The sequence below is a fragment of the Tatumella ptyseos ATCC 33301 genome, assembly GCF_000735525.1.
Classification (GTDB): domain Bacteria; phylum Pseudomonadota; class Gammaproteobacteria; order Enterobacterales; family Enterobacteriaceae; genus Tatumella; species Tatumella ptyseos.
This window is the reverse complement of sequence record NZ_JMPR01000041.1, coordinates 85,313-110,766: the sequence shown is the minus strand read 5'-3', so window position 1 is coordinate 110,766 and position 25,454 is coordinate 85,313. Positions and strand designations below refer to the sequence as shown.

Annotated in this window: 23 protein-coding genes and 1 riboswitch; of the genes, 11 read left to right on the top strand and 12 right to left on the bottom strand. The window is 54.0% G+C overall.

What is annotated here, in order from left to right:
* Positions 1-80: 80 nt before the first annotated feature.
* On the bottom strand, positions 81-1,553 hold the full coding sequence (locus tag GTPT_RS13695) for an AlkA N-terminal domain-containing protein (protein ID WP_029990759.1): 1,473 nt from the start codon (positions 1,551-1,553) through the stop codon (positions 81-83).
* Between the two features lie 159 nt (positions 1,554-1,712).
* On the opposite strand from GTPT_RS13695, the gene GTPT_RS13690 reads away from it, so the two are divergent.
* On the top strand, positions 1,713-2,210 hold the full coding sequence (locus GTPT_RS13690; RefSeq protein ID WP_025902941.1) for a methylated-DNA--[protein]-cysteine S-methyltransferase: 498 nt from the start codon (positions 1,713-1,715) through the stop codon (positions 2,208-2,210).
* A 134-nt stretch (positions 2,211-2,344) separates the two neighbouring features.
* Positions 2,345-3,070, top strand: a complete 726-nt coding sequence (gene pnuC / locus GTPT_RS13685; protein ID WP_025902940.1) for a nicotinamide riboside transporter PnuC — start codon at positions 2,345-2,347, stop codon at positions 3,068-3,070.
* Here the strand turns inward: pnuC and zitB are convergent.
* Entirely contained in the window at positions 3,064-4,026 is a 963-nt protein-coding gene (zitB, locus tag GTPT_RS13680) for a CDF family zinc transporter ZitB (RefSeq protein WP_051170821.1), read from the bottom strand. The genes pnuC and zitB overlap by 7 nt on opposite strands.
* A 274-nt stretch (positions 4,027-4,300) precedes the next feature.
* Here zitB and aroG point away from each other — a divergent pair, with 274 nt between their 5' ends.
* Positions 4,301-5,353 (top strand): 3-deoxy-7-phosphoheptulonate synthase AroG, encoded by a 1,053-nt coding sequence (aroG, locus tag GTPT_RS13675; protein WP_025902938.1) that lies wholly within the window; start codon positions 4,301-4,303, stop codon positions 5,351-5,353.
* A 66-nt stretch (positions 5,354-5,419) separates the two neighbouring features.
* On the opposite strand, the gene gpmA is transcribed toward aroG, so the two are convergent.
* The 6 genes from gpmA to GTPT_RS13645 all read right to left on the bottom strand — a co-directional run bounded on the left by gpmA (position 5,420) and on the right by GTPT_RS13645 (position 12,094).
* On the bottom strand, positions 5,420-6,172 hold the full coding sequence (gene gpmA, locus GTPT_RS13670; RefSeq protein WP_025902937.1) for a 2,3-diphosphoglycerate-dependent phosphoglycerate mutase: 753 nt from the start codon (positions 6,170-6,172) through the stop codon (positions 5,420-5,422).
* Positions 6,173-6,322: 150 nt separating this feature from the next.
* Positions 6,323-7,351 (bottom strand): galactose-1-epimerase, encoded by a 1,029-nt coding sequence (gene galM, locus GTPT_RS13665; protein WP_025902936.1) that lies wholly within the window; start codon positions 7,349-7,351, stop codon positions 6,323-6,325.
* A complete protein-coding gene (gene galK, locus GTPT_RS13660) occupies positions 7,345-8,493 on the bottom strand; it encodes a galactokinase (RefSeq protein ID WP_029990762.1) in 1,149 nt (382 codons plus the stop codon). The genes galM and galK overlap by 7 nt, the downstream gene beginning before the upstream one ends.
* A 1-nt stretch (position 8,494) precedes the next feature.
* Positions 8,495-9,538 carry a galactose-1-phosphate uridylyltransferase gene (galT, locus tag GTPT_RS13655; RefSeq protein ID WP_029990764.1) on the bottom strand — a complete coding sequence of 348 codons (1,044 nt, stop codon included), beginning with the start codon at positions 9,536-9,538 and terminating at the stop codon, positions 8,495-8,497.
* Between the two features lie 210 nt (positions 9,539-9,748).
* A complete protein-coding gene (modF, locus tag GTPT_RS13650) occupies positions 9,749-11,224 on the bottom strand; it encodes a molybdate ABC transporter ATP-binding protein ModF (RefSeq protein WP_029990766.1) in 1,476 nt (491 codons plus the stop codon).
* A 96-nt stretch (positions 11,225-11,320) separates the two neighbouring features.
* Positions 11,321-12,094: a TOBE domain-containing protein gene (locus tag GTPT_RS13645; protein WP_029990768.1), complete on the bottom strand. Its 774-nt coding sequence runs from the start codon at positions 12,092-12,094 to the stop codon at positions 11,321-11,323.
* Between the two features lie 147 nt (positions 12,095-12,241).
* Here GTPT_RS13645 and GTPT_RS13640 point away from each other — a divergent pair, with 147 nt between their 5' ends.
* Positions 12,242-12,400 carry an AcrZ family multidrug efflux pump-associated protein gene (locus tag GTPT_RS13640; protein WP_025902931.1) on the top strand — a complete coding sequence of 53 codons (159 nt, stop codon included), beginning with the start codon at positions 12,242-12,244 and terminating at the stop codon, positions 12,398-12,400.
* A gap of 55 nt (positions 12,401-12,455) precedes the next feature.
* Here the strand turns inward: GTPT_RS13640 and GTPT_RS13635 are convergent, their stop codons facing one another.
* Positions 12,456-13,274 carry a pyridoxal phosphatase gene (locus GTPT_RS13635; RefSeq protein ID WP_029990770.1) on the bottom strand — a complete coding sequence of 273 codons (819 nt, stop codon included), beginning with the start codon at positions 13,272-13,274 and terminating at the stop codon, positions 12,456-12,458.
* A 156-nt stretch (positions 13,275-13,430) separates the two neighbouring features.
* Here GTPT_RS13635 and pgl point away from each other — a divergent pair, with 156 nt between their 5' ends.
* Positions 13,431-14,429: a 6-phosphogluconolactonase gene (gene pgl / locus GTPT_RS13630; protein ID WP_029990772.1), complete on the top strand. Its 999-nt coding sequence runs from the start codon at positions 13,431-13,433 to the stop codon at positions 14,427-14,429.
* 201 nt (positions 14,430-14,630) lie between these two features.
* Here pgl and bioA read toward each other — a convergent pair whose 3' ends face one another.
* Entirely contained in the window at positions 14,631-15,923 is a 1,293-nt protein-coding gene (gene bioA / locus GTPT_RS13625) for an adenosylmethionine--8-amino-7-oxononanoate transaminase (protein ID WP_025902928.1), read from the bottom strand.
* 81 nt (positions 15,924-16,004) lie between these two features.
* Here bioA and bioB point away from each other — a divergent pair, with 81 nt between their 5' ends.
* From bioB to bioD, 4 genes are read left to right on the top strand one after another with little or no spacing between them, the layout of a single operon-like run.
* Positions 16,005-17,039 carry a biotin synthase BioB gene (gene bioB / locus GTPT_RS13620; protein ID WP_025902927.1) on the top strand — a complete coding sequence of 345 codons (1,035 nt, stop codon included), beginning with the start codon at positions 16,005-16,007 and terminating at the stop codon, positions 17,037-17,039.
* Complete coding sequence (bioF, locus tag GTPT_RS13615; protein ID WP_025902926.1) at positions 17,036-18,187, top strand: 8-amino-7-oxononanoate synthase; 1,152 nt, start codon at positions 17,036-17,038, stop codon at positions 18,185-18,187. Before bioB ends, bioF begins: the two co-directional genes overlap by 4 nt.
* Entirely contained in the window at positions 18,171-18,947 is a 777-nt protein-coding gene (bioC, locus tag GTPT_RS13610) for a malonyl-ACP O-methyltransferase BioC (RefSeq protein WP_235501128.1), read from the top strand. The genes bioF and bioC overlap by 17 nt, the downstream gene beginning before the upstream one ends.
* Complete coding sequence (bioD, locus tag GTPT_RS13605; protein ID WP_029990773.1) at positions 18,944-19,639, top strand: dethiobiotin synthase; 696 nt, start codon at positions 18,944-18,946, stop codon at positions 19,637-19,639. The genes bioC and bioD overlap by 4 nt, the downstream gene beginning before the upstream one ends.
* Here the strand turns inward: bioD and GTPT_RS13600 are convergent.
* On the bottom strand, positions 19,620-20,330 hold the full coding sequence (locus GTPT_RS13600; protein ID WP_029990774.1) for an ATP-binding cassette domain-containing protein: 711 nt from the start codon (positions 20,328-20,330) through the stop codon (positions 19,620-19,622). The genes bioD and GTPT_RS13600 overlap by 20 nt on opposite strands.
* An 838-nt stretch (positions 20,331-21,168) precedes the next feature.
* Between GTPT_RS13600 and uvrB the strand changes: the two genes are divergently transcribed.
* A complete protein-coding gene (gene uvrB, locus GTPT_RS13595) occupies positions 21,169-23,196 on the top strand; it encodes an excinuclease ABC subunit UvrB (protein WP_025902922.1) in 2,028 nt (675 codons plus the stop codon).
* A 22-nt stretch (positions 23,197-23,218) separates the two neighbouring features.
* Here uvrB and yvcK read toward each other — a convergent pair whose 3' ends face one another.
* On the bottom strand, positions 23,219-24,121 hold the full coding sequence (yvcK, locus tag GTPT_RS13590) for a uridine diphosphate-N-acetylglucosamine-binding protein YvcK (protein WP_029990776.1): 903 nt from the start codon (positions 24,119-24,121) through the stop codon (positions 23,219-23,221).
* A 204-nt stretch (positions 24,122-24,325) separates the two neighbouring features.
* A riboswitch (molybdenum cofactor riboswitch) is annotated at positions 24,326-24,464 on the top strand.
* Between yvcK and moaA the strand changes: the two genes are divergently transcribed.
* Positions 24,454-25,440 carry a GTP 3',8-cyclase MoaA gene (gene moaA, locus GTPT_RS13585; RefSeq protein ID WP_025902920.1) on the top strand — a complete coding sequence of 329 codons (987 nt, stop codon included), beginning with the start codon at positions 24,454-24,456 and terminating at the stop codon, positions 25,438-25,440. Its footprint overlaps the riboswitch before it by 11 nt.
* Positions 25,441-25,454 lie beyond the last annotated feature (14 nt).

Below are 25,454 nucleotides of genomic sequence, written 5' to 3'. Positions count from 1 at the left end.
GAAAAAAGCCCCCTCAGGGGGCTTTTTTCGTTTCTGTGACCCGTCCGGCCGGCAGCGACTCTTTTCACCTGTCCCCACGTTTACAGCTTTGCCGCCGGTTTCTTATTTTCCTCCGCCTGCCATAACAGCATGACGGCATAACTCCGCCAGGGACGCCAGATCAGCGAGCGTTGTTCTGCAGCACGGGGCGTCAGTCCGCCGAGGGCTTTACGCAGTGCTATGTCTTCTTTAGGGAAAGCATCCGTCAATGAAAAGGCCCGCATTGCAATATATTGTGCTGTCCAGGGGCCAATGCCGGGTAATTCAGTCAGTCTCTGCGGTCCCCTTTGCTGAGGCTCGTTTTGCAGTTCTCTGAACAGGCCGTGCCGGGTGGCGTCCGCCAGCGCCAGAATCGCATTGATACGGCTCCCCACAATCCCCAGAGAGCCGATATCGTCCGTGGTCGCCCCGATAAAATCCTCCGCTGTCGGCGCAAGGCGGCTCAGCTCAGGGAAGGGGGTGACCACCGGCTGTCCGAACCTGGCCGCCAGCCGTTTACTCAGCGTTGTCGCTGCCGCGACGGTGACTTGCTGCCCGAGGATAGCCCTGACCGCCAGTTCAAAAGGCTCAAAGCAGCCTGGTACCCGCAGGCCGGGGCTTTGCAGCACTAACGGAGCCAGCAGAGGATCCCGGGACAGATGATCGGCTATCTGATCAGGCCTCGCACTCAAATCAAAAAGTTGCCGTAACCGTTGTAACAACACCGGTAACACCGGGGTCAGCGAGTGGCTGAACTCTACCCGCAGACAATGTTGCCGGGGATCATCTCCCACGCGGATCCACCCCCGGCACTGACCAATAGCCAGGGTGCGCAGGTAATATTCACCGTCTATCCACTCAACGTCTTTAATACCGCGCCCGGCGAGAAAACGGAGCAGGGCGTGCCAGGCGAAAGGCGGGCGATAAGATAACCGGACTTTTTCTGTCTGATGCTGCTGTGGATCCGGCAGGGCAGGCAGACTTTTCCTGAAGGCTGACGGGGCCAGATGGTAATGGGTGAGAAACGCGGAATTAAACTGGCGGATACTGCCGAAACCACTGGTAAATGCGATAGACGTCACCGGCAGCCGGGTCTCGGTCAGTAGTTGCCGGGCAAGTTTCAGCCGCCGGCTCTGGCGTAACTCCTGCGGACTGATCCCCAGTTGCTGATGCAGAATACGCCTGAACTGACGTTCACTGAGCGAAAAGCGTCTGGCTATTTCGGGGAGAGAGCTCCCGCTATCCAGCAGACCGGACTCAATAGCGTCGATGAATTGCTGGCACAGAGACGCGGCCTGGTCTATGGGCGCGTGGCCAGGGGCAAGTTCCGGCCGGCATCTCAGGCAGGGCCGGTAGCCGGCTTTTTCGGCCTGTTCCGCATAGCGAAAAAAATGGCAATTTTTACGTAAGGGTTTACGTGCCGGACAAACCGGTCGGCAGTAAATACCGGTCGTACGCACGGCGACATAAAAAAGGCCGTCAAAACGCCTGTCACGGCTGACCATCGCCTGATAAGCACTCTCTTCATCGTTCATGGTTCTCTCCTGTTCAGGCGCTCAGCGTATAAGTATAACGCCCGAATGACTGGCGGTTTCCGGACATGGAAACTAAATAATCCGCTGTCCGAAAACCGCCGGTTCCCCGGCGCGAACGTGGCATAATGGTCCGCATTGTGCAGCGCAGGGAGACGTTATATGTACTATTACAGATTATTGCTGACTCCGGTCGGTGAGCTGACATTGATTGCCGGTGAGCAGGGGCTGGCTGCCGTGGCCTGGGAAAATGAACGACCTTCCCGCATCAGAGCCCATCCTGAATTGCGGGTGACGGATCATCCGGTACTGGAACAGGCGGCATACCAGTTAACAGAATATTTTAACTGTCAGCGACAAACCTTTGATTTACCGCTACAGTTTGAAGGTACCCCTTTCCAGTGTGAGGTATGGCAGGCATTGCGCGAAATTCCTTACGGTGAAACGCGAAGCTATCGTGACATAGCAGAACGTATTCATCGCCCGAAAGCCATGCGGGCGGTCGGTGCAGCCAATGGCAGAAATCCGCTATCGGTGATCGTTCCCTGTCACCGGGTAATTGGTGCCAACGGGAGTCTGACCGGGTTTGCAGGCGGACTGGATGTTAAGCAGCAATTACTCACGCTGGAAGCTAAAGATTTCCGGACGGGTGCCAGCTAATTCAGGGTGATAATGTCTATTGTGGTTTAATGTATAAAACAAAACTGTGTTATCAGTAAGTATTGTGGCATTATCCGGCCTTGTGGTTTTCTATATTAAACAATCGGCGTCCGGCTGTACGAAAGGGAGTGAGGATGGATTTTTTCAGTATTAACCATTTGCTGGTTCATATTCCTATCGGGCGGGGAGGTTATAACCTCTCCTGGATTGAAGCGACAGGAACCCTCTGCGGTTTACTTTGTATCTGGCTGGCCAGTAAAGAAAAGGTTATTAATTATCTTTTCGGCCTGATCAATGTCACGTTATTTGCACTGATTTTCTTCCAGATCCAGCTCTACTCCAGCCTGTTATTGCAGATCTTCTTTTTCCTCGCCAATATTTATGGCTGGTATGCCTGGACCCGTCATGCGTCCGGCAGCGATCCCTCCTTATCTATCCGCTGGATGTCACGCCGACAGACGTTAGTCTGGCTGGTGGTGGTGGTCATTGCTATCGGGTTACTGACCTGCTTTATTGATCCGGTTTTCGGGGCGCTGTCTGCCACCATGGTTAAGCTGCTTCAACTGGCCGGTTTCAGTGTGTCGGTTCCCCCCTTACAGCCGGATGCCTATCCGTTCTGGGATGCCTGTATGACCGTGTTGTCGGTTGTGGCAATGGTGTTAATGACCCGCAAATATGTGGAAAACTGGCTGCTGTGGGTAGTGATCAATCTGATCAGTATCGGTATTTTCGCCCTGCAAGGGGTGTATGCGATGTCGCTGGAATATGTCGTACTGACGTTTATTGCACTGAATGGTTGCCGGTTATGGATAGCCAGTGCACGGGAGCATCATTCCCGCGCACTCAGCCGTCATCAATGATGTAAAGACCCTTCATATTCCCGGGGAGGGTGATGCTCATCCTCCCCGGGTGCCTCTTCCGTACCCAACTGACATTCCGGTTGCGGACATTCCTGATATTCAAGCTGTACCGTCGCATGGGCTATTGCATAATTCGCTTTCAGCCAGTCATGAATGCGCCTCAGTAATTCATCCTGTTGATAATTGGGGATGACCCGGGCATGTAACGTCAGAACCTTTTTTTCGCCCACCTGCCAGAGGTGAACGTGATGAACATTACGTATTTCCGCAATATTCAGGGTCAGCTGACGGCGAAGTTTATCGATATCGATATCTGCCGGTGCATGCTCCAGCAGCTCACGTAAACTGTCACGTAGCAGTTGTCTTGCGCTATTCAGTACCAGCAGAGAGACCAGAATCGAAAGAATCGGGTCAAAGGGGGTCCATCCGGTCCATAAAATGAGTAAGGCGGCCACCACCGCGCCGGCAGAGCCAAGCAGGTCACCCAGCACATGAAGTGCCGCCGCCCGGACATTTAGATTCTCTTCTCCGTGCCCCTGTTTCAGAAGATAAAAACAGAGAATATTTGCCAGTAACCCGGCCACGGCAATCCCCAGCATCAGCCCGCCGGCGACCGGTTGCGGTGAATGGAAACGCAACAGGGCCTCCCACACAATCAAAACAGTGATCACCAGTAACGCGAGGGCATTAATAAAGGCTGCGATGGTGTTCAGTCTCAGTAACCCGAAAGTCTGATGTTTTGCCGGTGCGCGCTGAGAAAAGTGTGTTGCCAGCAATGCCAGTAATAATGCCCCGGCATCAGTCAGCATATGTCCGGCATCGGCCAGTAATGCCAGAGAACCGGAGATCCAGCCGCCAATGACTTCCACCAGCATAAAGAGAGCGGTCACGATAAAAGCTGCCAGTAACCGTGAGCGGTTAACACTGGCAGGTGCGTGGTTATGTGAATGAGCCATGGGGAAAATTCATCCTGATCATTGTTATTGTTACTCTGCTCAGCCCTGAAAACCGGGCAGACAGCCTGTAAAAACAGGTTATCAGTATGGCATAGGTTGTGCCGACTGAGTGACCGTGACAGGGCTATTTCAGGCGGTTCCTTCAGACCTGCGAGCGGTTTAACAGACAATTTTCAGTAAAGTGAGCAAAATAGCAAGGTTAAAGCTAATTTACTCTGGTCTCGCTGCAGGCTAGAGTGATAGAGATTTTTTACACTCATTTTTTGGAACTGTTATGAACTACCAGAATGACGATTTAAGGATCCGGGAGATTAAAGAACTCCTCCCGCCAATAGCATTGCTGGAAAAGTATCCGGCCTCTGACGCTGCGGCAACCACAGTTTTTGAATGCCGTCAGGCCATTCAGAATATTTTACAGGGAAAGGATGACCGTCTGCTCGTGGTGATAGGCCCGTGCTCTATCCATGACCCGCAGGCAGCGCTGGAATACGCCGGTAAATTGCTGCAGCTTCGTCATCAGCTGTCGGGTGAACTGGAAATTGTCATGCGTGTCTATTTTGAAAAACCCCGGACCACCGTAGGCTGGAAAGGACTGATCAATGACCCGCAGATGGATGGCAGTTTCCGGATTAATGACGGTCTGAGAGTTGCACGTAAACTGTTATCAGACATTAATGATACGGGCTTACCGGCCGCCGGGGAGTTTCTGGATATGATCACCCCGCAATATCTGGCTGACCTGATGAGCTGGGGGGCCATCGGTGCCCGTACTACCGAATCACAGGTGCATCGTGAACTGGCCTCCGGGCTGTCCTGCCCGGTCGGGTTTAAAAACGGCACCGACGGTACGATTAAAGTGGCCATTGATGCTATCAATGCCGCGGCGGCGGGGCACTGCTTCCTGTCAGTCACTAAATACGGCCATTCAGCGATTGTCGAAACCTCCGGGAATAAAGACTGCCATATTATCCTGCGTGGCGGTAAAGCCCCCAATTACCATGCGTCTGATGTGGCAGAGGTGAGGGAGGGATTACTCCGTGCCGGTCTGGACCCGAAGATTATGATCGATTTCAGCCACGCAAACAGCTCTAAGCAATATCAGAAACAGCTGGAAGTGGCGACGGACGTTGCCGGGCAAATCGCAGGCGGCGATCAGAGCATTATGGGTGTGATGATCGAAAGTCATCTGGTGGAAGGGAATCAGAATCCCGATGCCGGAACGCTGGTTTATGGTCAGAGCGTCACTGATGCCTGTATCGGATGGGATGCGACCGCACAGGTGTTGCAGCAACTTGCGCAAGCGGTTCGTGATCGTCGTACAGCATGATTTTTGGTTAAAAAAAACGGCCGGAGTTTCCGGCCGTTTTATCAGAACCTGAAGGCTCCTGAATGCTTACTTCGCTTTACCCTGATTAGCCACCGCCGCTGCTTTCGCTGCGATTTCATCCGCATCGCCCAGGTAGTAACGTTTCAGTGGTTTAAAGTTTTCATCAAACTCATAGACCAGAGGGACACCTGTCGGGATATTCAGCTCAAGAATTTCATCTTCAGACATTTTGTCCAGATATTTGATTAACGCACGCAGAGAGTTACCGTGTGCCGCGATAATCACCTTCTCGCCGGTTTTCAGGCGAGGCAGAATAGCGTCTTCCCAGAACGGGATCACACGTTCAATGGTCAGTGCCAGGCTTTCTGTGGTCGGGAGTTGCGCTTCAGTCAGGGAAGCATAACGCGGGTCGTGGCCCGGGAAACGTTCATCGCTGCGCTCCAGTTCCGGCGGAGTGACAGCAAAACCACGACGCCATTGTTTTACCTGCTCATCACCGTATTTTTCAGCGGTTTCCGCTTTGTTCAGCCCCTGTAAGGCACCATAATGACGCTCATTCAGGCGCCATGATTTTTCCACCGGCAGCCAGACCTGGTCGAGTTCGTCGAGAACACTCCACAGAGTGTGGATCGCACGCTTAAGTACAGAGGTATAGGCGAAGTCGAAACTGAAACCTTCTTTTTTCAGTAATTTACCTGCGGCTTTCGCTTCTTCGCGGCCTTTATCAGACAGGTCCACATCGTACCAGCCGGTAAAGCGGTTTTCCTGATTCCACTGACTTTCGCCGTGGCGTACCAGAACAAGCTTAGTTACTGCCATCGCTTAACTCCTTAATGCTTTTAAATTTCTATGATTATGGAAACGGTGTCTGGGCCGGAAACAGGCCGGACAATATAGCTTTACCATAGCGGAAAACAGCGGCCGGTGTAAGTCCGGAACGGGTTGTCCGCAGTATATTTCGTCAACGTGCTATGCCGGGATCAGCTGATAGCGGGTGACTGACTGCAGTTTATCGCCAGGCTGTAACCAGCAATCCGGTTGCGGCCATTCCGGATGATTAGGCGAGTCCGGCAGGAATCCGCTCTCCAGAGCGATCCCCTGATAATTCTGCCAGGTTCCCTGGCGTGCCGGGGTACCGTCTAAAAAATTACCGGAGTAGAACTGTAATGCCGGGGCCGAGGTAGTGACCGCCAGACTGAGTTTATTATCCCCGGACCACAATCGCGCAGCCTCCACTGAGTCATCTGCCGGATGATTCAGCAGAAAAGCGTGGTCATACCCCCCGACGGCCTGTTGGTCGGTATCCTTCATAAAATCATCAGCAATGGTCTTCGGCTGACGAAAGTCGAATCCGGTGTCTGCAACAGATGTTAAACCGTGTTCAGGGATCCCCTCACGGTTCACCGGTAAATAGTGATCTGCCTCTATTTTTAACCGATGTTGGCGGGCATCACCTTGACATGCATCAAGGTTAAAATAAGCATGATTCGTTAATGCGACCGGGCAGGGCTGATCCGTTTCAGCCTGATAGGTAATGATCAGCGAATTATCATCCGTCAGTTGATAGTGAACTTCCGTTGTCAGATTGCCAGGGAACCCCTGGTCACCGTCCGGTGAGTGCAGACGGTAGCGCACGTCCGTCGGGGACTGACTGACTATCAGCCAGCGACGATGGCTGAATCCTTCCGGCCCGCCATGTAACTGATGAGGAGGCTGGTTCGGGATCAGAGAATGCTGAGTTCGGGTCAGAAAGGACTGTGCAATCCGGTTCGCATAACGACCGACACAGGCCCCCAGATAGGCTGACTGATGAAGATAATCCTCAGGGGTCGCGCATCCCAGGAGGGCTTCACGGACACTGCCATCGTTCAGAGGCACTCTGGCTGAGAGCCAGGTGGCCCCCAAATCCATAAAGGTGACATCCATACCGTTGGCATTACGTAAGACCGTCACCCGTAACGGCATACCGTCGGGTCCGGGCGGGGTGTGTGCTAACATTCACCGGCTCCTTCTGACGCATGGCAAACATAAAAGGTTTCTTTAATACCGGTTCTGGCTTCGTACTGTCCGGCAACGACGTTGCGGACCTCTTCCACTTTATGCCCGGGGATCAGCGCGACGACACAGCCACCAAACCCGCCTCCGGTCATCCGTACGCCGCCTTCGTCACCGATCACCGATTTAACGATATCGACCAGCGTATCTATCTGCGGCACGGTGATTTCAAAATCATCCCGCATTGAGGCATGGGAATCGGCCATCAGCCGGCCCATGGTGACTAAATCGCCCCGGATGAGGGCTTCGGCAGCATCCAGCGTACGTTGATTCTCGGTCAGAATATGCCGGACCCGCCGTGCCACTACCGGATCAATGTCTGCACTGACGGTGCTGAACCGGGCGAGCGTCACATCCCGTAAAGCTGGCTGGTTAAACAGTCGGGCACCGGTATCGCATTGCTCTCTGCGGGTGTTATATTCACTGCCCACCAGAGTGCGTTTGAAATTAGAGTTAATAATGACCACGGCTGCATTTTCCGGCATCGGTACGGCCCGTGTATCGAGAGTGCGGCAATCCAGCAGCAGAGCATGGTGCTTTTTACCCAGCGCGGAAATCATCTGATCCATAATGCCGCAGTGACATCCGACAAACTGATTTTCGGCTTCCTGACTGATCAGTGCGATTTCTGACGGCGTGAGTGACAGCCCCCATAACTGTTGTATCGCGGTACCTGTGGCCACTTCCAGTGAGGCTGATGAGCTGAGCCCGGCTCCCTGCGGCACATTGCCGCTGACGACCATGTCCATCCCGCCGAATCCCGCCTGTCGCTGCCGCAAATGGCGGAATACCCCTCGGATATAGTTGGCCCAGAGAGGTTCCTGCACCGGCACGATGGGATCGTCAAGGGAGAATTCGTCCATCGCATTGTCATAATCGGCAGCGATGACCCGCACCCGATGATCCTGACGCCGGGCACAACTGATCACCGTCTGGTAATCGATAGCGCAGGGAAGCACAAAACCGTCGTTATAGTCTGTATGTTCACCAATCAGATTTACGCGACCGGGTGCCTGAAAGGTGCGTTCAGGCGGATAACTAAATGCGTCTCTGAAAAGGTTTTCTGTGGTTTCCTTCAGCTGCATATTATTTTGCCTCCCTGTAATGGATATCGCTCACTGCCCGTAATTGTCCGGCAGCCTGTTCCGCGGTTAAGTCCCGTTGTGACTCTGCCAGCATTTCATAACCGACCATAAACTTCCGCACGCTGGCCGAGCGCAATAACGGCGGATAGAAATGGGCATGTAATTGCCAGTGATTGGCAGGATCACCGGTAAACGGCGCACCGTGCCAGCCCATGGAATAGGGGAATGAGCACCGGAAGAGATTGTCATAGCGGCTGGTCAGTTTTTTCAGGGCAATGGCCAGGTCACTGCTTTGCGCCGCAGATAATTCGTTCAGACGTGAGACTGCGGTTTTCGGCAGCAGTAAGGTTTCAAAAGGCCATGCGGCCCACCAGGGAACCACGGCCAGCCAGTGTTCTGTTTCCACAACTGTCCGCTGCCCGTTAGCCAGTTCACGGCTGACATAGTCCAGTAGCATCGGGGAGCCATGCTTCTCAAAATAGTCGCGCTGCAAACGATCTTCCTGCAAGGCTTCGTTGGGCAGAAAACTGTTGGCCCAGACCTGGCCGTGCGGGTGAGGGTTTGAGCACCCCATCGCGGCACCTTTATTTTCGAACACCTGAACCCAGGGCCATGACTGACCCAGTTCGCGGGTTTGTTCCTGCCAGGTCCGTATCACTTCGCCGAGGGCTTCAGTGGATAATTCCGGCAGCGTTTTACTGTGATCCGGCGAAAAGCAGATCACCCGGCTGGTACCACGGGCACTTTCACAGCGCAGCAGAGGGTCATCGTTTTCCGGGGCTTGCGGAGTATCGGGCATCAGGGCGGCAAAATCATTGGTAAATACCCAGGTACCGGTATAGTCAGGATTTTTTTCCCCGCCGATACGCGGATTACCTGCACACAAAAAACAGTCCGGATCATGGGCAGGGAGTTTCGCTTCTGCGGGTGTTTCCCGGGCCCCCTGCCAGGGACGTTTAGCCCGATGAGGGGAAACCAGCACCCATTTATCGGCCAGCGGGTTATAGCGGCGGTGCGGATGATCGACCGGATTAAATTCAGACATAATATATTCCTGAGAATCGCCTGGCTGCGGGGTCAGAAAAGCCTGACTCTGACAGTGAGTATAGAATGGATTTTTGAGTAGTGTGGAGTAATGGAAACGTTTACACAAGAGAGCTTAGGTTGTTTTCAGAGATTTTAACCGTTACCGGGGCGGGAAAGACGGCAGGGATAACTCAAATGACGGGAAGATCAGCTTCCCGTCGGGAAAGGATCAGGACGTCAGGGCGTCCTGCTGATACGTGTAGCGCTGCCCGTCCGCCACGAAGCTCAGACGATGGGTAATACAGTCCGGGGCATCTTCTGCATGGTGGGAGACAAACAGTAATTGTGTGCGCCCCTCACCGATCAGAATATTGATAAACCGGCGAACCAGTTGCCGGTTAATCGCATCCAGTCCCTGTAAGGGTTCATCAAGGATCAACAGGCGCGGATGTTTTACCAGCGCCCTGACTATCAGAACTAAACGTTGCTGACCCCAGGACAAACTGTGGAAAGGGGCATCTGCCAGCGCATTATTCATACCCAGCAATGCTAACCACCCGCTCGCCAGATGCTTCTGGCGATCTGATACCGCTTCATATAGCCCGATAGAGTCAAAGAAACCGGACAGAATGACGGTTCTTACCGAAGCACTGACCCGATATTCCAGGTGCAGGCTGCTGCTGACATACCCGATATGTTGTTTGATATCCCAGATGGTCTCACCGCTGCCACGACGGATGCCAAACAATGTCAGGTCATTGCTGTAGCCCTGCGGATGGTCGCCGGTGATCAGGCTGAGCAGTGTTGACTTTCCTGCACCGTTCGGCCCGATAATCTGCCAGTGTTCACCCGGGCTGACCTGCCAGTCCAGGCCATCAATGACGGGTTTATCTTCCCAGGAAACCCGGCCATTACGCAGGATCACCGGCGGTATCGCGTCCTGATCACTTTGCAGGGTGGCCAGGTTATCCGGCTCCGGCAAGGCAACGGAGTGCAGATTTTCACTGTGTGCCAGCTGAGCGACCAGCGCTTCTGCCAGTACCTGCTGACGGGGGCCGGTATAGCTTAGGGTACATTCCGCCAGAACGCCCACATGGTCAATAAACTCCGGGATATCTTCGAAACGATTCAGTACCAGAACTAATGTTGTTCCCTGCTCATACAGGCTGTTCAGTAACCGGGTCAGATTTTGCCGGGAAAGCACATCCAGACCATCGAAGGGTTCATCCAGCACCAGCAGAGCCGGGGCGACCATCAGTGCCTGACAGAGAAGCGTTTTACGGGTTTCCCCGGTGGACAGAAATTTAAACGGGCGATCCAGCAACGGTCGGATCCCCAGCAGATCGCTTAGTTCCAGGCAGCGTGCCTCATCCTGCACACTGTCCATAATAATATCGCGGGTCAGCCTGCCCTGATCATTTTCCCCCTCACTGAACAGATCGGTATTACTGCGTTGCCACTCATCGGCCACCAGCCGGGAAAGCTGTTCCAGTGACAGCCGGGTCACCCGCGGAAAGTCCTCAGCCAGTTCACCCCGTTCCGGCGGCAACTCCCCGGCAATGGCTTTTGCCAGTGACGATTTCCCGCTACCGTTGGTGCCGACAAAGGCCCAGCTCTCACCGGCGCGGATATTCAGTTGCTCAATCTCAAGCGTCCGGTGTTTACCTAAACGGAATGAGCCTTGCGAAATATGCAATGATGCCATGTTATATACCAATTTACGCACTGTTTTACACAGTTGTATCCGGCAGGCTGGCGGATGTCAAACATTCACTTTGTGCGATTATCTTCACCGGGAAGATTAATTCAGGCTGGCCAGTAAGGCATTGGCGGCGTCGAAACTGGCCCAGGCGGGCTGACCTTCGGTGAAATTTGTCTCTCCGGGGGGCAGGGTAGCGCAGAGAGTCTCACCGTTTGCCAGTTGCATCAGAACTTCGGTGCCGGTGTGGCCGGGTGTGATCGCGGAAATCGTCACCGGAAACTGATTTTCCTCCCCGGCCGGGCGGGGATGTACTTTCAGCCAGGGCGCCTTAATCAGCACCAGCACCTCTTTATCCGGCATTATCTGTAACCGTTCGCCACTCCCGTGAGTGATAGTTACCTGCACACGGGTATGTTTATCACTCAGTAATACCGTGATGGTTTCCAGCACACCGTCTGAGTGGCGATCGGCGACGGTACCGGACAACTGATTACGGGCACTGGTTTGTAATGAGAAGCGTGAGATAGCACCCGGCAGGCTGTTCAGAGGCTGGTTGTCTTCCTGCAGCACATCAAATGCTTTCTGCTGGATCTGTTCCAGTAACTGATATAACCGGAGCATCCGTCGGCCATAGACCGTGAGGTGGGCACCGCCACCGCCTTTTCCCCCGGCAACCCGTTCGACAATGGTTTGTTCAGCCAGGGTATTCATTGCATCAATCGCATCCCAGGCGGTTTTGTAACTGATTTCCGCCAGCCGGGCTCCCCGTGAAATAGAACCGGTCTCTTCAATCGCCAGCAGCAGCCTGATCCGCCGGGGGTCAGCAAACAGCTTGTTGCTGAGATGGATCACCAGAGAGATATTTGCCTGCATGATAATTCCTTTGTGGATTTCACCTGACTCGTGTTATCGGCAGGACAGGTGAGCTACGCAGTAATGAAATGTAAAAGCACAAAAAGCAATGGGCATTCCCCGGGGCAGTCGATAAACTACCTCTTTTATAAACAGACTGAGGTTCATATGCTGGAACTGCTTCAAAGCCTGTTGATGGCCATTATTATGGTACCGGTCGTGACGGCCGTTATGCTTGGGTTAATTTACGTGCTGGGTGAGTTGTTTAACCTGATTTCAGGTTCCCGCCGTAATAATGACCAGGCGTCTCATTCGACGACCCACTGATTGACGTGATGCGACCTGTCCGCAGGGGCAGGCCGTATCGGTGAACCGTGCTATCTTATAAAACCTTCTGATATATTGCTTCGGCAATCGACGGATGATTATTATCACCAATGACCCATCCGGCCCGGGCTTTAATCGCATCATCCGCATTCCCCATAGCCACACCGAGACCGGCACTTTCCAGCATACTCAGGTCATTGTAGTTATCCCCGAAAGCAATAACATCCTGCATTGACAGTCCACGGCTTGTCAGCCATTCCTGCAGGCGTTTTCCCTTACTGTTTCCCCGTTGGGCAATATCGACCTGGTCCACCCAGGACCATTCACAGGTCACTCCGGCTTCGTCGGTGATGTGCTGTACAAAGGCATGCAGTTGCTGAGTATCCTGATGAGAGAGGGCAAATTTCCATAACCGTTTAGCCTGACGGGCCGCCTCACTCAGGGAGGGGACCTGACGAAAGACCGGGCGCTGAGCTTCCGGCAGTTTTTCGCCCCACGCCTGAGTACGTATCACGTGCGGGGTTGGCTGCTGGTAGAGCATGGCATCATCCGCATAAAGTAACCCCGTGATGCGATACGTCTCCAGACTACGGATGATCTTCTCTGCCTGCCCGACGGTCATCGGATCATTGTCTAAGACCTGCTGCTGCGGATAATCATACAGATAGGTCCCGTTGCAACAGATCGCCGGGGTGGTTAACTGCAGTGCCTGATAAAACGGGTGAATTGCACTGTGATGGCGGCCGGTAGCAAGAATAATGTCAACGCCGGACTGCTGTGCTTTGTGAAGCGCTTCCAGGGTTTCCGGCAGGATAGTTTTTGCGGAATTCAGTAACGTTCCGTCCAGATCGAGGGCAATAACGCGATAGTTCATAAAATCTGTACCTGCTCCTGATGAGTTTCACAGAGTTTAACCCGGCAGCGGAAGTGCTACCAAAAAAGTGGGTATCAATAAATCATTTTTTGCGGTGGCATATTGCGATAGAGTGGGGTGAACCCGAAAGAGACATATTCCAGGTAAGGAGAATACATGCAACAAGTTATTTATACCGCCAGCCCCGAAAGTCAGCAAATTCATGTCTGGCAACTCTCTGAGGCAGGAGCGCTGACTTTATTGCAGGTGATTGATGTCAACGGGCAGGTACAGCCAATGGTCGTTCATCCGACTAAACCGGTGCTTTATGTGGGCGTACGTCCCGAATTCCGCGTTATCGCTTATACTATCGGCGCTGATGGTTGTCTGACCGAAGCCGGACAGGCAGCACTTCCGGGCAGCCCGACACATCTTTCCACGGATCACGCGGGGAATGCTCTGTTCACCGCGTTTTATCATGACGGATTGATAAGCGTTACTCCGCTGGATGCTCAGGGATCACCGCAGGACGTCAGTCAGGTGATCAGTGGGCTGGACGGCTGCCATTCCACCAATATCAGCAACGATGACTCACTGCTGTTTGCTCCGGCCCTGAAACAGGACAGAGTCTGTGCATTCCGCTGGAGCCATGAACATCAGCTGACCGAACCTGCCAGCGCAGAGATAGCAACAGTCGCAGGTGCGGGCCCCCGCCATATGGCGTTTCATCCGGCCGGCCAGTATGCCTATCTGGTGAATGAACTCGACAGCACGGTCAGCGTCTTAAAACTGACTCCGCAGGGCGCAGAAACCGTGCAGACTCTGGATATGATGCCTGACGATTTCAATGACACGCGCTGGGCTGCGGATATCCATCTCACCCCGGATGGCCGTTTCCTTTATGCCTGTGACCGTACCAGCAGTACGATCACCGTTTTCTCTGTCAGCGCCGACGGTGCAGCACTGACCATTGAAGGATACCAGCCGACCGAAACACAACCCCGTGGCTTTAATATCGACGGCGAGGGCCGGTTTGTGATTGCTGCCGGACAGAAATCGCATCACATCGAAGTCTATGCTATTTCTCAGCAGAATGGTCTGCTCACGCCTCTCAACCGCTATGCGGTAGGCCAGGGCCCGATGTGGGTGACACTGTATTCACCGGATGTGGCTTAGTTTTCTGGCCCCGGCCGGAAACAGAACACCGGGAGCCGCTGCCTCAGGCGGCTCCCGGTGAGTCACTAAACTGTTGCCGTTCTCCGTGGACAGTGTCCTGCGGGGGGCGAATACAGGTTATGCGTTGCGTAGCGTTGACGGATAACGCGGGTGCAGAATGGGCGATGATCCCGGCCCGTGTGGCCAAAGGTGCAATGCCGGTCAGTGACCGAACAGCTCAGGTTTTTCTATGGCCTTACGGATAGCGCCGGTCAGTTGTGCCAGCTCCTGCGGCTGAATAATATAAGGGGGCATCAGGTAAATCAGCCGGCCGAACGGGCGGATCCAGACCCCTTCATTGACAAAAAACTGCTGAATATCGGCCATTTTTACGGGCTGATGACATTCCACCACCCCGATAGCACCCAATACCCGGACATCAGCCACCTGAGGATGGCCCTTTAGCGGCATCAGTTCTGTGCAGAGCTGGCGTTCAATAGCGGCCACCTGCGCCGGCCAGTGACCTTCTTCCAGCAGTTCAATACTGGCACAGGCGACAGCGCATGCCAGCGGATTTCCCATAAAGGTCGGCCCATGCATAAAGCAACCGGCAGGACTGAGACTGATTTTTTCCGCGATCGCTTCACGGGTCAGTACCGCAGAGAGTGTCATCGTCCCCCCGGTCAGTCCTTTCCCCAGGCAAAGAATATCCGGGGAAATCCCCGCGTGCTCACAGGCAAATAACCGGCCGGTACGTCCGAATCCGGTGGCAATTTCATCGGCGATCAGTAATACCCCGTAATGATCGCATAATTCACGAAGCCGGCGCAGATAATCGGGATGATAAAAACGCATGCCCCCGGCCCCCTGGACAATAGGCTCCAGGATCACCGCGGCCAGGCTGGCATGGTGCGCCTCAAGTAACTGTTGTGTCTCATGCATATCCCCGCTTTGCCAGGGGCCTGTGAAACGGCTTTGCGGGGCCGGGGCAAACAGATGTTCGGGCAGATAGCCCTTCCATAAGGCATGCATCGAATTGTCCGGGTCACACACCGACATGGCGGCAAACGTATCCCCATGGTAGCCCTGACGAATGGTCATAAACTTCTTTCGTGGCTGGCGGTCACCGCTGTAGTACTGGACGGCCATTTTCATCGCGACTTCCACCGCCACAGATCCTGAATCGGCCAGAAAGACCTTATCCAGCCCGTCGGGAGTGATACGAACGAGCTTTCTGCTCAGTTCAATGGCTGCCGGGTGGGTAATGCCGCCAAACATGACATGAGACATGCGGCTTATCTGCTCTGTCATGGCCCTGTTCAGTCGCGGGTGGTTATAGCCATGGATTGCTGCCCACCAGGACGACATCCCCTCGGTCAGGGTGCGGCCATCGGCCAGCGTCAATGTCGAGCCTTGTGCAGAAATCACCGGATAACAGGGCAGGGGATCGATCATCGAAGTATAGGGATGCCAGATGTGTTGACGATCAAAATGAAGATCTTCGGCTGTTAACATAAACTTGTAAACCAAAACTAAAAGATTTAGTTTACAAGTATACGCATAATCATCGTGGTTGTTAACTATCCGGAGCATGTCATGTCACAACGCTGGACCTTATCCCGCGCCAACGCATTGTTTGAAAAACCCTTTCTGGAGCTAATGTTTGAGGCTCAGCAGATCCACCGGCAACATTTTGATCCCGGCAGCGTACAGGTCAGTACCTTACTGTCGATCAAAACCGGTGCCTGTCCGGAAGACTGTAAATACTGCCCGCAGAGTGCCCGTTATAAGACCGGTCTGGGATCCGAAAGGCTGATGGAGGTGCAGGAAGTCCTGGCGTCAGCACGTAAAGCGCGGGAGGCCGGATCCGGCCGTTTTTGTATGGGGGCGGCCTGGAAAAATCCGCACGATCGGGATATGCCCTACCTGGAACAGATGGTTGCCGGGGTGAAAGCGATGGGTATGGAAACCTGCATGACGCTGGGTACCCTGACCCCGGCACAGGCGGAGCGGTTAGCCGGGGCCGGGCTGGATTTTTATAATCATAACCTGGACACCTCTCCGGAGTTTTACGGCAGTATCGTCACGACCCGCAGTTATCAGGAACGTCTGGATACCCTGGAAACCGTCAGAGATGCCGGCATTAAAGTCTGTTCCGGGGGGATCGTCGGGCTGGGGGAAACCGTTAACGATCGTGCCGGGCTGCTGGTTCAGCTGGCGAATTTGCCGGTGCCGCCGGAAAGTGTCCCCATCAATATGCTGGTGAAAGTGAAAGGCACCCCGCTGGCCGACAACGAAGATGTCTGTCCGTTTGATTTTATCCGCACCATTGCAGTCGCGCGCATCATGATGCCATCCTCTTATGTCCGGCTTTCTGCAGGGCGGGAGCAGATGAATGAACAGACTCAGGCCATGTGTTTTATGGCCGGCGCAAACTCCATCTTTTACGGCTGTAAATTACTGACAACCCCGAATCCTGAAGAAGATCATGACATGAAACTGTTCCGTAAACTGGGGCTCAGGCCGGAGCAGAGTGATACCGACCAGGGGGACAGGGCACGGGAAGAGTCGCTAAAGCAGGCATTGCTCACCGCCGATACCCCGATGTTTTATAACGCGGCGGCGCAATGAGCTGGCAGCAACGCCTGACTCAGGAGCTTCAGCAGCAACGGAATGCCGGACTCTGGCGGACGCGGCTCCCTGTTACTCCGCTGGCCGGGGGCCGGGTTCGGGCCGGGGAGACGGAATTTCACCATTTCTCATCCAATGATTATCTCGGACTAAGTCATCACCCGGAGATTATTTCTGCCTGGCAGCAGGGGCTTAGCCGGTGGGGAGCCGGTGCCGGCGCGTCAGGGCATGTGACCGGGCATACCCCGGTTCATCAGCAGCTGGAAGAGACGCTGGCCGGATGGCTGGGGTTTCCGCAGGCGCTCTTGTTTCAGTCCGGATTTGCCGCGAATCAGGCTCTGGTGTTTTCACTGGCACAAGCAACGGATCGGCTGCTGGCTGACAAACTGATGCATGCCTCGTTTCTGGAGGCCGCGCATCTGAGTCCGGCGAACCTGCGCCGTTTCCGTCACAACTCTCTGAGCAGCCTGACGCAATTACTCCGTTCTTCCTGTGACGGAGAAAGCCTGATCGTCACCGAAGGGGTGTTCAGTATGGACGGTGACCAGGCGCCTCTGGCCGCACTTCGCCAGCTGGCCGACCGTTCGGGGAGCTGGCTGGTGGTGGACGATGCTCATGGGTTTGGCGTTTGTGGTCCTCAGGGCCGCGGGAGTTGCTCACAGCAACAGATCCGCCCGGATATCCTGGTGGTGACTTTCGGTAAGGCTGCGGGCATTAGCGGGGCCGCAATTCTCTGCGGGCCGGAGCTGGCAGACTACCTGCGACAAAAAGCGAGGCATCTGATTTACAGTACCGCGATGCCCCCGGCACAGGCGGTCGCTATCGACACCGCACTGAGGCTGGTGGCCGGAGGAGACGAGCTGCGTGAGAAGCTGCAACAGAATATTGCCTGCTTTCGTCAGCTGGCAGCGGATCTCCCCTGGGCTTTGGCTCCTTCAGAAAGTGCTATCCAGCCATTGATCATCGGCGATAATCAGGCGGCTCAGCAGCTGGCGATGACCCTGCGCCGGGGCGGGGTCTGGGTCAATGCGATACGGCCTCCGACCGTTCCGGCAGGCAGTGCCCGATTACGGATAACGCTTTCAGCCGCTCATCAGCCGGAACAAATCAGACAATTAGCGGAGCAACTGTATGCTGCGGCCCGCTGAGATGAGTGAAAAACTGAACATAGATAAAGCTGCCATCGGGCGGGCCTTTGGCCGGGCGGCGGCCACTTATGATAGTTATGCCATGCTGCAACGTCTTTGCGGGGATCGTCTGCTGGAAATGGCACCGCCCCCGCAACACGGGAGGGTGCTGGATGCCGGATGCGGCAGCGGCTGGTACAGCCGCTATTTTCGCCGTCAGGGGCATTACGTCACTGCCCTGGATATTTCATCGCAGATGCTGACCGTTGCCCGACACCGGCAGGCGGCTGACAGCTTCGTGCAGGCCGACCTGGATGCGTTACCTTTCGGACCCGGCAGTTTCGACATGGTCTGGAGCAATTTAGCGTTGCAGTGGAGCGGCAATTTGCAACAGTGTCTTGGACGGTTATTGTCCGCTTTAGTCCCCGGCGGAGGTTTGCGGTTTTCCACGCTGCTGGCGGGATCGCTACCCGAGGTTGATCTCGCCTGGCAGGCGCTGGATGGAAGTACGCACATCAATCGTTTCCTGACAAAAGCGGCCGTTGAGCAGGCGACTGCCGGATATGGTATCTCGCTGTTCAGCGAAACGATCACATTGCATTTTCCGGATGCGAAATCCGCGCTCTGGTCACTGAAAGGGGTGGGTGCCAGCCATCTTCATCAGCGGAGCACCGGCAAACCGTTAACGCGGCATCGCCTTGCGCTGCTGGATGCCGCCTGGCCGAAAGACGGACAGGGCTACCGGTTAAGTTATCAGTTATTGTATGGAGTCAAAGGATGAAAAATTGCTGGTTTATCACAGGCACCGACACGGATGCCGGCAAGACGGTGGCAACCTGCGGGTTATTACAGGCAGCCGCGCAACGGGGATGGCGGGCCGCGGGTTACAAACCGGTAGCTTCCGGGGCGGAGATGACCGCGGAGGGATTACGTAACCGGGACGGGCTGTTGCTGCAACGCTACAGTCTGTCGGGGCTGCACTACGCTGAGATTAACCCGTTAACTTTCGCAGAGGCAACCTCACCGCATATAGTCAGTCAGGCGGAGAACCGGCCGGTAACAGCACAGGCGATGTCTGCAGGATTACAGCATCTGAAAACCAAAGCGGACTGGATTGCTGTTGAAGGGGCAGGTGGCTGGTTTACCCCTCTGGGTGAAGGGTTTCTTTATCCTGAATGGGTTATCCGTGAGCAACTCCCGGTTATTCTGGTGGTGGGGATGAAGCTTGGCTGTATCAATCATGCACTACTGACGGCGGAGGCGATACAGGCATCCGGACAGGTGCTGGCGGGCTGGATAGCCAGCAATGTACAGCCGCCGCAATACCGGCATCAGCCATACCTGCACACACTGATGCACTCTCTTCCGGCGCCTTTGCTGGGGGAGATCCCGCACTTAACTGACGATACGGAGTTTTCATCCTGCGGTCGCTATCTTGATTTGCCGGAGAGTATCAGGTCAGCCACTTATTGATCATTCCCTCATCCAGTTGGGCCACCCGGCCGGTGGCCACATTCCGTCCGCGATGCAGTAATAAAAAGTAATCCGCAACACGACGGATAAAGGAGACTCTTTGCCCCAGCAGCAGGATGGTCATACCGTACTGATGATTCAGGCAACGCAGCAGGTTGCCCATATCTTCCTCCAGCCAGGGGGACATACCTTCAGTCGGTTCATCCAGGATCAGCAGCTTGGGCTGTAATACCAGCGCCCGGGCAAGGGTCAGTTGCTGCTGTTGATCCGGGGATAAGTCGCCACTACGCTGGTGGCGCAGGTCATACAAATGAGGAAAAAGGTCAAAAATCATCGGCGGGATCGCCAGTGGTCCGTTACTGCGGGCGGCTTTCAGCGCAATCATCAGGTTATCCTCCACACTCATCCGGGAGAAAATATTACGCGCCTGAGGGACATACCCGATGCCCATCCCGGCCCGTTGTTCTGAAGGTTGCAGATTCAGATCGCGGGGCGGGGCGTTTTTTTCCTGCCAGGTCATGGTGCCACTGTTGACCGGCAAATACCCCATAATACAGTTAACGAGGGTGGTTTTACCCATTCCGTGCTGACCGAGCACAGCAGTGCATGAGCCTGGCATCAGATCCAAATCCACATCCCAGAGTGTATGGTTTTGACCGTAAAATTGATTGATAGCACGTAAACTCAGCATCTGTTGAACTCCTCTCGTAGTAAACAAGGCCTGACGAATGAACACGGGACAGCAAGTCCGTGTCATCTCTCCCTCCGGCGACAGCTTTTACCTGATCAAGCAATATCCGGGCCAGCTTTTACGACCCCCCCGGATCGTGAGCCTGCCTGAAAGCGCAGGGGCCTGCAGTACGGTTTTTTCCCGCCTGTGGGCCAGGTTAAGAAATGGTTGCACTTTGTCGGTGCTTCAGTGCAGGTATCGTGGTGCAGCAAAAAGGCTAAAAAGTGATAAAATCTGAGTCAGGGGGCTTGACTGTAGTCAAAAATACCGCGCTGGCAGCGGTTATGAATGCAATGAAACCCGTCGTAAAACGGTAAAAAAACTTAAAAAAATATTTTTTAACCGGTATTTTCCACCTCCTGCACTTTATGCACAGCAGGTCCTCTCTGGGCTAAAATCAGTTATCCACCATTCCTGTGGATAACTATGTGCATTAGCGTCGTAAAACAGCGCTGACGCAAGGAAATATGCGGGCTGGCAACAGGCTGGCTGTAAACCGGGCTTTTCTTATTATTCTTATTTATTCAACTAGTTAATTAAAAGCAAGTCTTCGCGTATTGCCACCCGGAATTTTGCCATGCCTTTATGACAATCGCTTGACAAAAGGTAAAGGAACAAAGTTCCGGTGGATAACCCGACCGGAGAGATGTTTAGCGGGGGGAAGGGTCTGTTTCAGGGTCTGCGCTGTTAAGTTTTTTTTAACAGAACTGGCTATATATACAGTGTATCGATTGGCATATTTTCAGTCAGCGAGTAAAATAGTTACCCCGCACCGTCAAACGCAACAGGCAGGCATACGATGAGCAAAGTGTTTAAACTCCATTCTGAATTCAGTCCATCCGGTGACCAGCCGGACGCTATCCGGCAACTGGAGGAAGGTCTGGAAGACGGTCTGGCGCATCAGACATTGCTCGGGGTCACCGGATCAGGCAAAACCTTTACGGTCGCCAATGTGATTGCGGACCTTAACCGTCCGACTATGGTACTTGCCCCCAACAAAACGCTGGCGGCACAGTTGTATGGCGAAATGAAAGCCTTCTTTCCTGACAATGCGGTGGAATATTTCGTCTCGTATTATGACTATTATCAGCCGGAAGCTTATGTGCCGAGTTCTGATACCTTTATCGAAAAAGATGCCTCTGTAAATGAACATATAGAGCAGATGCGTCTGTCTGCCACCAAGGCCCTGCTGGAGCGCAAAGATGTTATTGTGGTGGCATCGGTCTCGGCGATTTATGGTCTGGGTGACCCGGATCTGTATCTTAAAATGATGCTGCATCTGACCCGCGGGATGATCATTGATCAACGCAGTATCCTGCGCCGGCTGGCCGAGCTTCAGTACACACGTAACGATCAGGCATTTCAGCGCGGAACGTTCCGCGTGCGTGGCGAGGTGATTGATATTTTCCCTGCAGAATCGGATGAAATTGCCCTGCGGGTAGAGTTATTTGATGATGAAGTCGAGCGGTTATCGATTTTCGACCCGCTGACAGGGCAGATTGCACAGACGATACCGCGTTACACCGTCTACCCGAAAACGCACTATGTGACACCGCGTGAACGTATTGTTCAGTCCATGGAAGAGATTAAAACCGAACTGGCTGACCGGCGCCGGGTGTTACTGGAAAATAATAAGCTGCTGGAAGAGCAGCGTATCGCGCAGCGTACCCAGTTTGATCTGGAGATGATGAACGAACTCGGGTATTGCTCCGGGATTGAAAACTACTCGCGTTATCTTTCCGGACGCGGACCTGGTGAGGCTCCACCGACCTTATTTGACTATCTGCCTGCCGATGGTCTGCTGGTGGTCGATGAGTCTCACGTGACTATTCCGCAGATAGGCGGTATGTATCGCGGAGACCGTGCCCGTAAGGAAAATCTGGTGGAATATGGTTTCCGGCTGCCGTCAGCGCTGGATAACCGGCCACTGAAATTTGAAGAATTTGAAGCGCTGGCACCACAAACTATCTATGTTTCTGCAACGCCCGGGGCCTATGAACTGGAAAAATCCGGCGGGGAAGTGATAGAACAGGTGGTACGTCCGACCGGATTGCTTGACCCGATTATTGAGGTGCGGCCGGTGGCGACTCAGGTGGATGATTTGCTCTCAGAAATCCGTCAGCGGGTGACCCTGAATGAACGTGTGCTGGTGACCACACTGACCAAACGGATGGCAGAAGATCTGACCGAATACCTGGAAGAACATGGTGAGCGGGTCCGTTATCTGCATTCGGATATTGATACCGTTGAGCGTATGGAAATTATTCGCGACTTACGTCTCGGGGAATTCGATGTGCTGGTGGGGATTAACCTGTTACGTGAGGGGCTGGATATGCCGGAGGTTTCGCTGGTGGCTATTCTGGATGCGGATAAAGAAGGTTTCCTGCGTTCGGAACGTTCATTGATCCAGACCATCGGACGTGCCGCACGTAATATCAATGGTAAGGCCATCCTGTATGGCGACCGCATCACACCCTCCATGGCACGGGCCATCGACGAAACCGAACGTCGTCGTGAAAAACAGGAAGCCTGGAATGCGGAGCACGGTATTGTCCCCACGCGGCTGAACAAGAAAGTGACCGATATTCTGGAACTGGGGCAGTCGGCCGGGAAAACGAAAGGGAAATCGCGGGACAAACAGAATGGCCGCGGTGTGGCCGGAAACGGCGGAGAATATGCGGCCTTAACGCCACAGGCCATGCAGAAAAAGATCAGCGAACTGGAAGCCCGTATGCAGCAGCACGCGATGGATCTTGAATTTGAGGAGGCAGCACGGGTCCGCGATGAATTACACGAACTCCGTGCATTGTTTATTGCCACATCGTAGTGTTACGGCGACCTCCCGGCCCTCAACTGAGGGCCTGAACGGCTTTTTCCAGCGCAATATGTAGCAACTGGCGATCATGGCGGTAGCGAATATCACCGGCTTCCAGCGGATGCCGGATAATTGTTCGCCCGTTCAGTCCCGCCGTATCGGTGGCGGGACTGACGACCACGGCATCGATCACCTGACGGCCAATGACCTGTTCCATTTTCATCAGTTTATCGGCCACACTCAATGTCCCGGCAGGACTGATTTCCCGACCGAGGTTGCCGATAAAAATCATCGGGGCGGGAGTCCGACGGAGTGCTGTCGCCATCTGCTCCAGCAGCAGAACCGGCATCAGACTGGTATAAAAACTGCCGGGCCCAATCAGGATCAGGTCAGCTTCGGCAATAGCGCCGATGGCTTCACGGGTTGACTGAACCTGCGGGCAAAGCTCAAGGGTTGCAGGCGTTTCTGTCATGGCATCGATGGCAGTTTCACCGTAAACAGCCTGTCCTTTACTGTCAGTGGCCACCAGGTCGACCGGTTGCTCTGACATCGGGATCAGCAGAGCATCCACTTTCAGAACGTTACGGATAAGATTGATGGCTTCCAGCGGGCGCACACTCAGATTATCCAGCGCTTTCAGCATCAGATTACCGAGGTTATGACCTGCCAGTTCACCATTGCCGCTGAAGCGGTATTCAAACATAGCAGAGGCAATACCCGGTTCGGTGATTAACTGGTTCAGACAGTTACGCATATCTCCCCATGCGATACCGCCTTCTGAACGACGGATCCTGCCGGTCGAACCGCCGTTATCTGTCGTGGTGACTATCCCGGTCAGTCTGGAGCCCAGGAAAGAGAGTGAGGACATAACACGGCCTAATCCATGCCCTCCACCGATAGCCACAACACGATCCAAATCTGCCAGTGTGCGGTTCATAACACTCCTTAAATGAGCTGCCATCCTGAGCGGCAAAAGTTTTACAGGATAATGGGTAGAATAAATCAACATCTTCGGTTAAGCATAGTGTATTGAACAGAAGATAAATCTGTGTTTAACCTGTCTGACATCAAATGCCGGCTGACAAACGGCATGGTGCAGGCTGTGCTTTCGCGCTAGAATCGCTGACAGACGATTATCTGTACGGATAATTTACACTCAAAGCCCGTCTGACCTAAGTTTCTCCACGAATATGGCGGTCGGGCCGCAGTCACAAACTGCCAGGGTGCGGGAAGAAATGACCGCATCTCCCGACTTGGAAAGGTGTTCCTGTGTCTTCGTTAATTGATACCTTTGACCGGCGTTTTTACTATTTACGACTGTCCGTGACCGATGTCTGTAACTTCCGCTGCACCTATTGCCTGCCGGAGGGTTACCGGCCACAGTCTGTCCGTAATAAAGGTTTTTTATCCCTGGATGAAATCCGCCGGGTCAGCCGGGCATTCGTAGCCGCCGGAACGGAAAAGATCCGCCTGACAGGGGGAGAGCCCTCTTTGCGGCGGGATTTCACTGAAATCATCGCTGCGGTCAGGGAAAACCCTGAGCTGCGTAAGATTGCGATGACGACCAACGGTTATCGTATGCAGCGCGATATTCAGCAGTGGCGGGATGCCGGGCTGACCGCCGTGAATGTCAGCATTGACAGCCTCGATGCCCGCCAGTTCTATGCCATCACCGGGCAGGATAAACTGCACCAGGTGATGGGCGGCATCGATGCCGCCTTTGAGGCTGGTTTTGCACAGGTCAAAGTTAATACCGTGCTGATGAAAGATCTCAACAGCCATCAGCTTCACATGTTTCTTGACTGGATAAAATCACGACCGATCCAGTTGCGCTTTATTGAACTGATGGAAACCGGTGAGGGCAGTGCACTGTTCAGAAAACATCATGTTTCCGGAGAGGTTATCCGTCAGCAACTGCTGCATCTGGGCTGGCAATTACAGGCCAGGGCAAAAGATGATGGCCCGGCACAGGTCTTCTCCCATCCGGATTACCAGGGCAGCATCGGTCTTATCATGCCGTATGAAAAAGACTTTTGTCTGAGCTGCAACCGGCTGCGGGTGTCGGCCATCGGCAACCTGCACCTCTGTCTGTTCGGTGAGCACGGCATACCGCTGCGCGATTTACTGGCAGATGATCAGCATCAGGATGAATTACTGGCCAGGATCCGTCAAAGCCTGGGCCGGAAAAAACAGACCCATTTTCTGCACCAGGGAAATACCGGGATCACGCAGAACCTGTCGTTTATTGGTGGATAATCAGGAGAGACAGA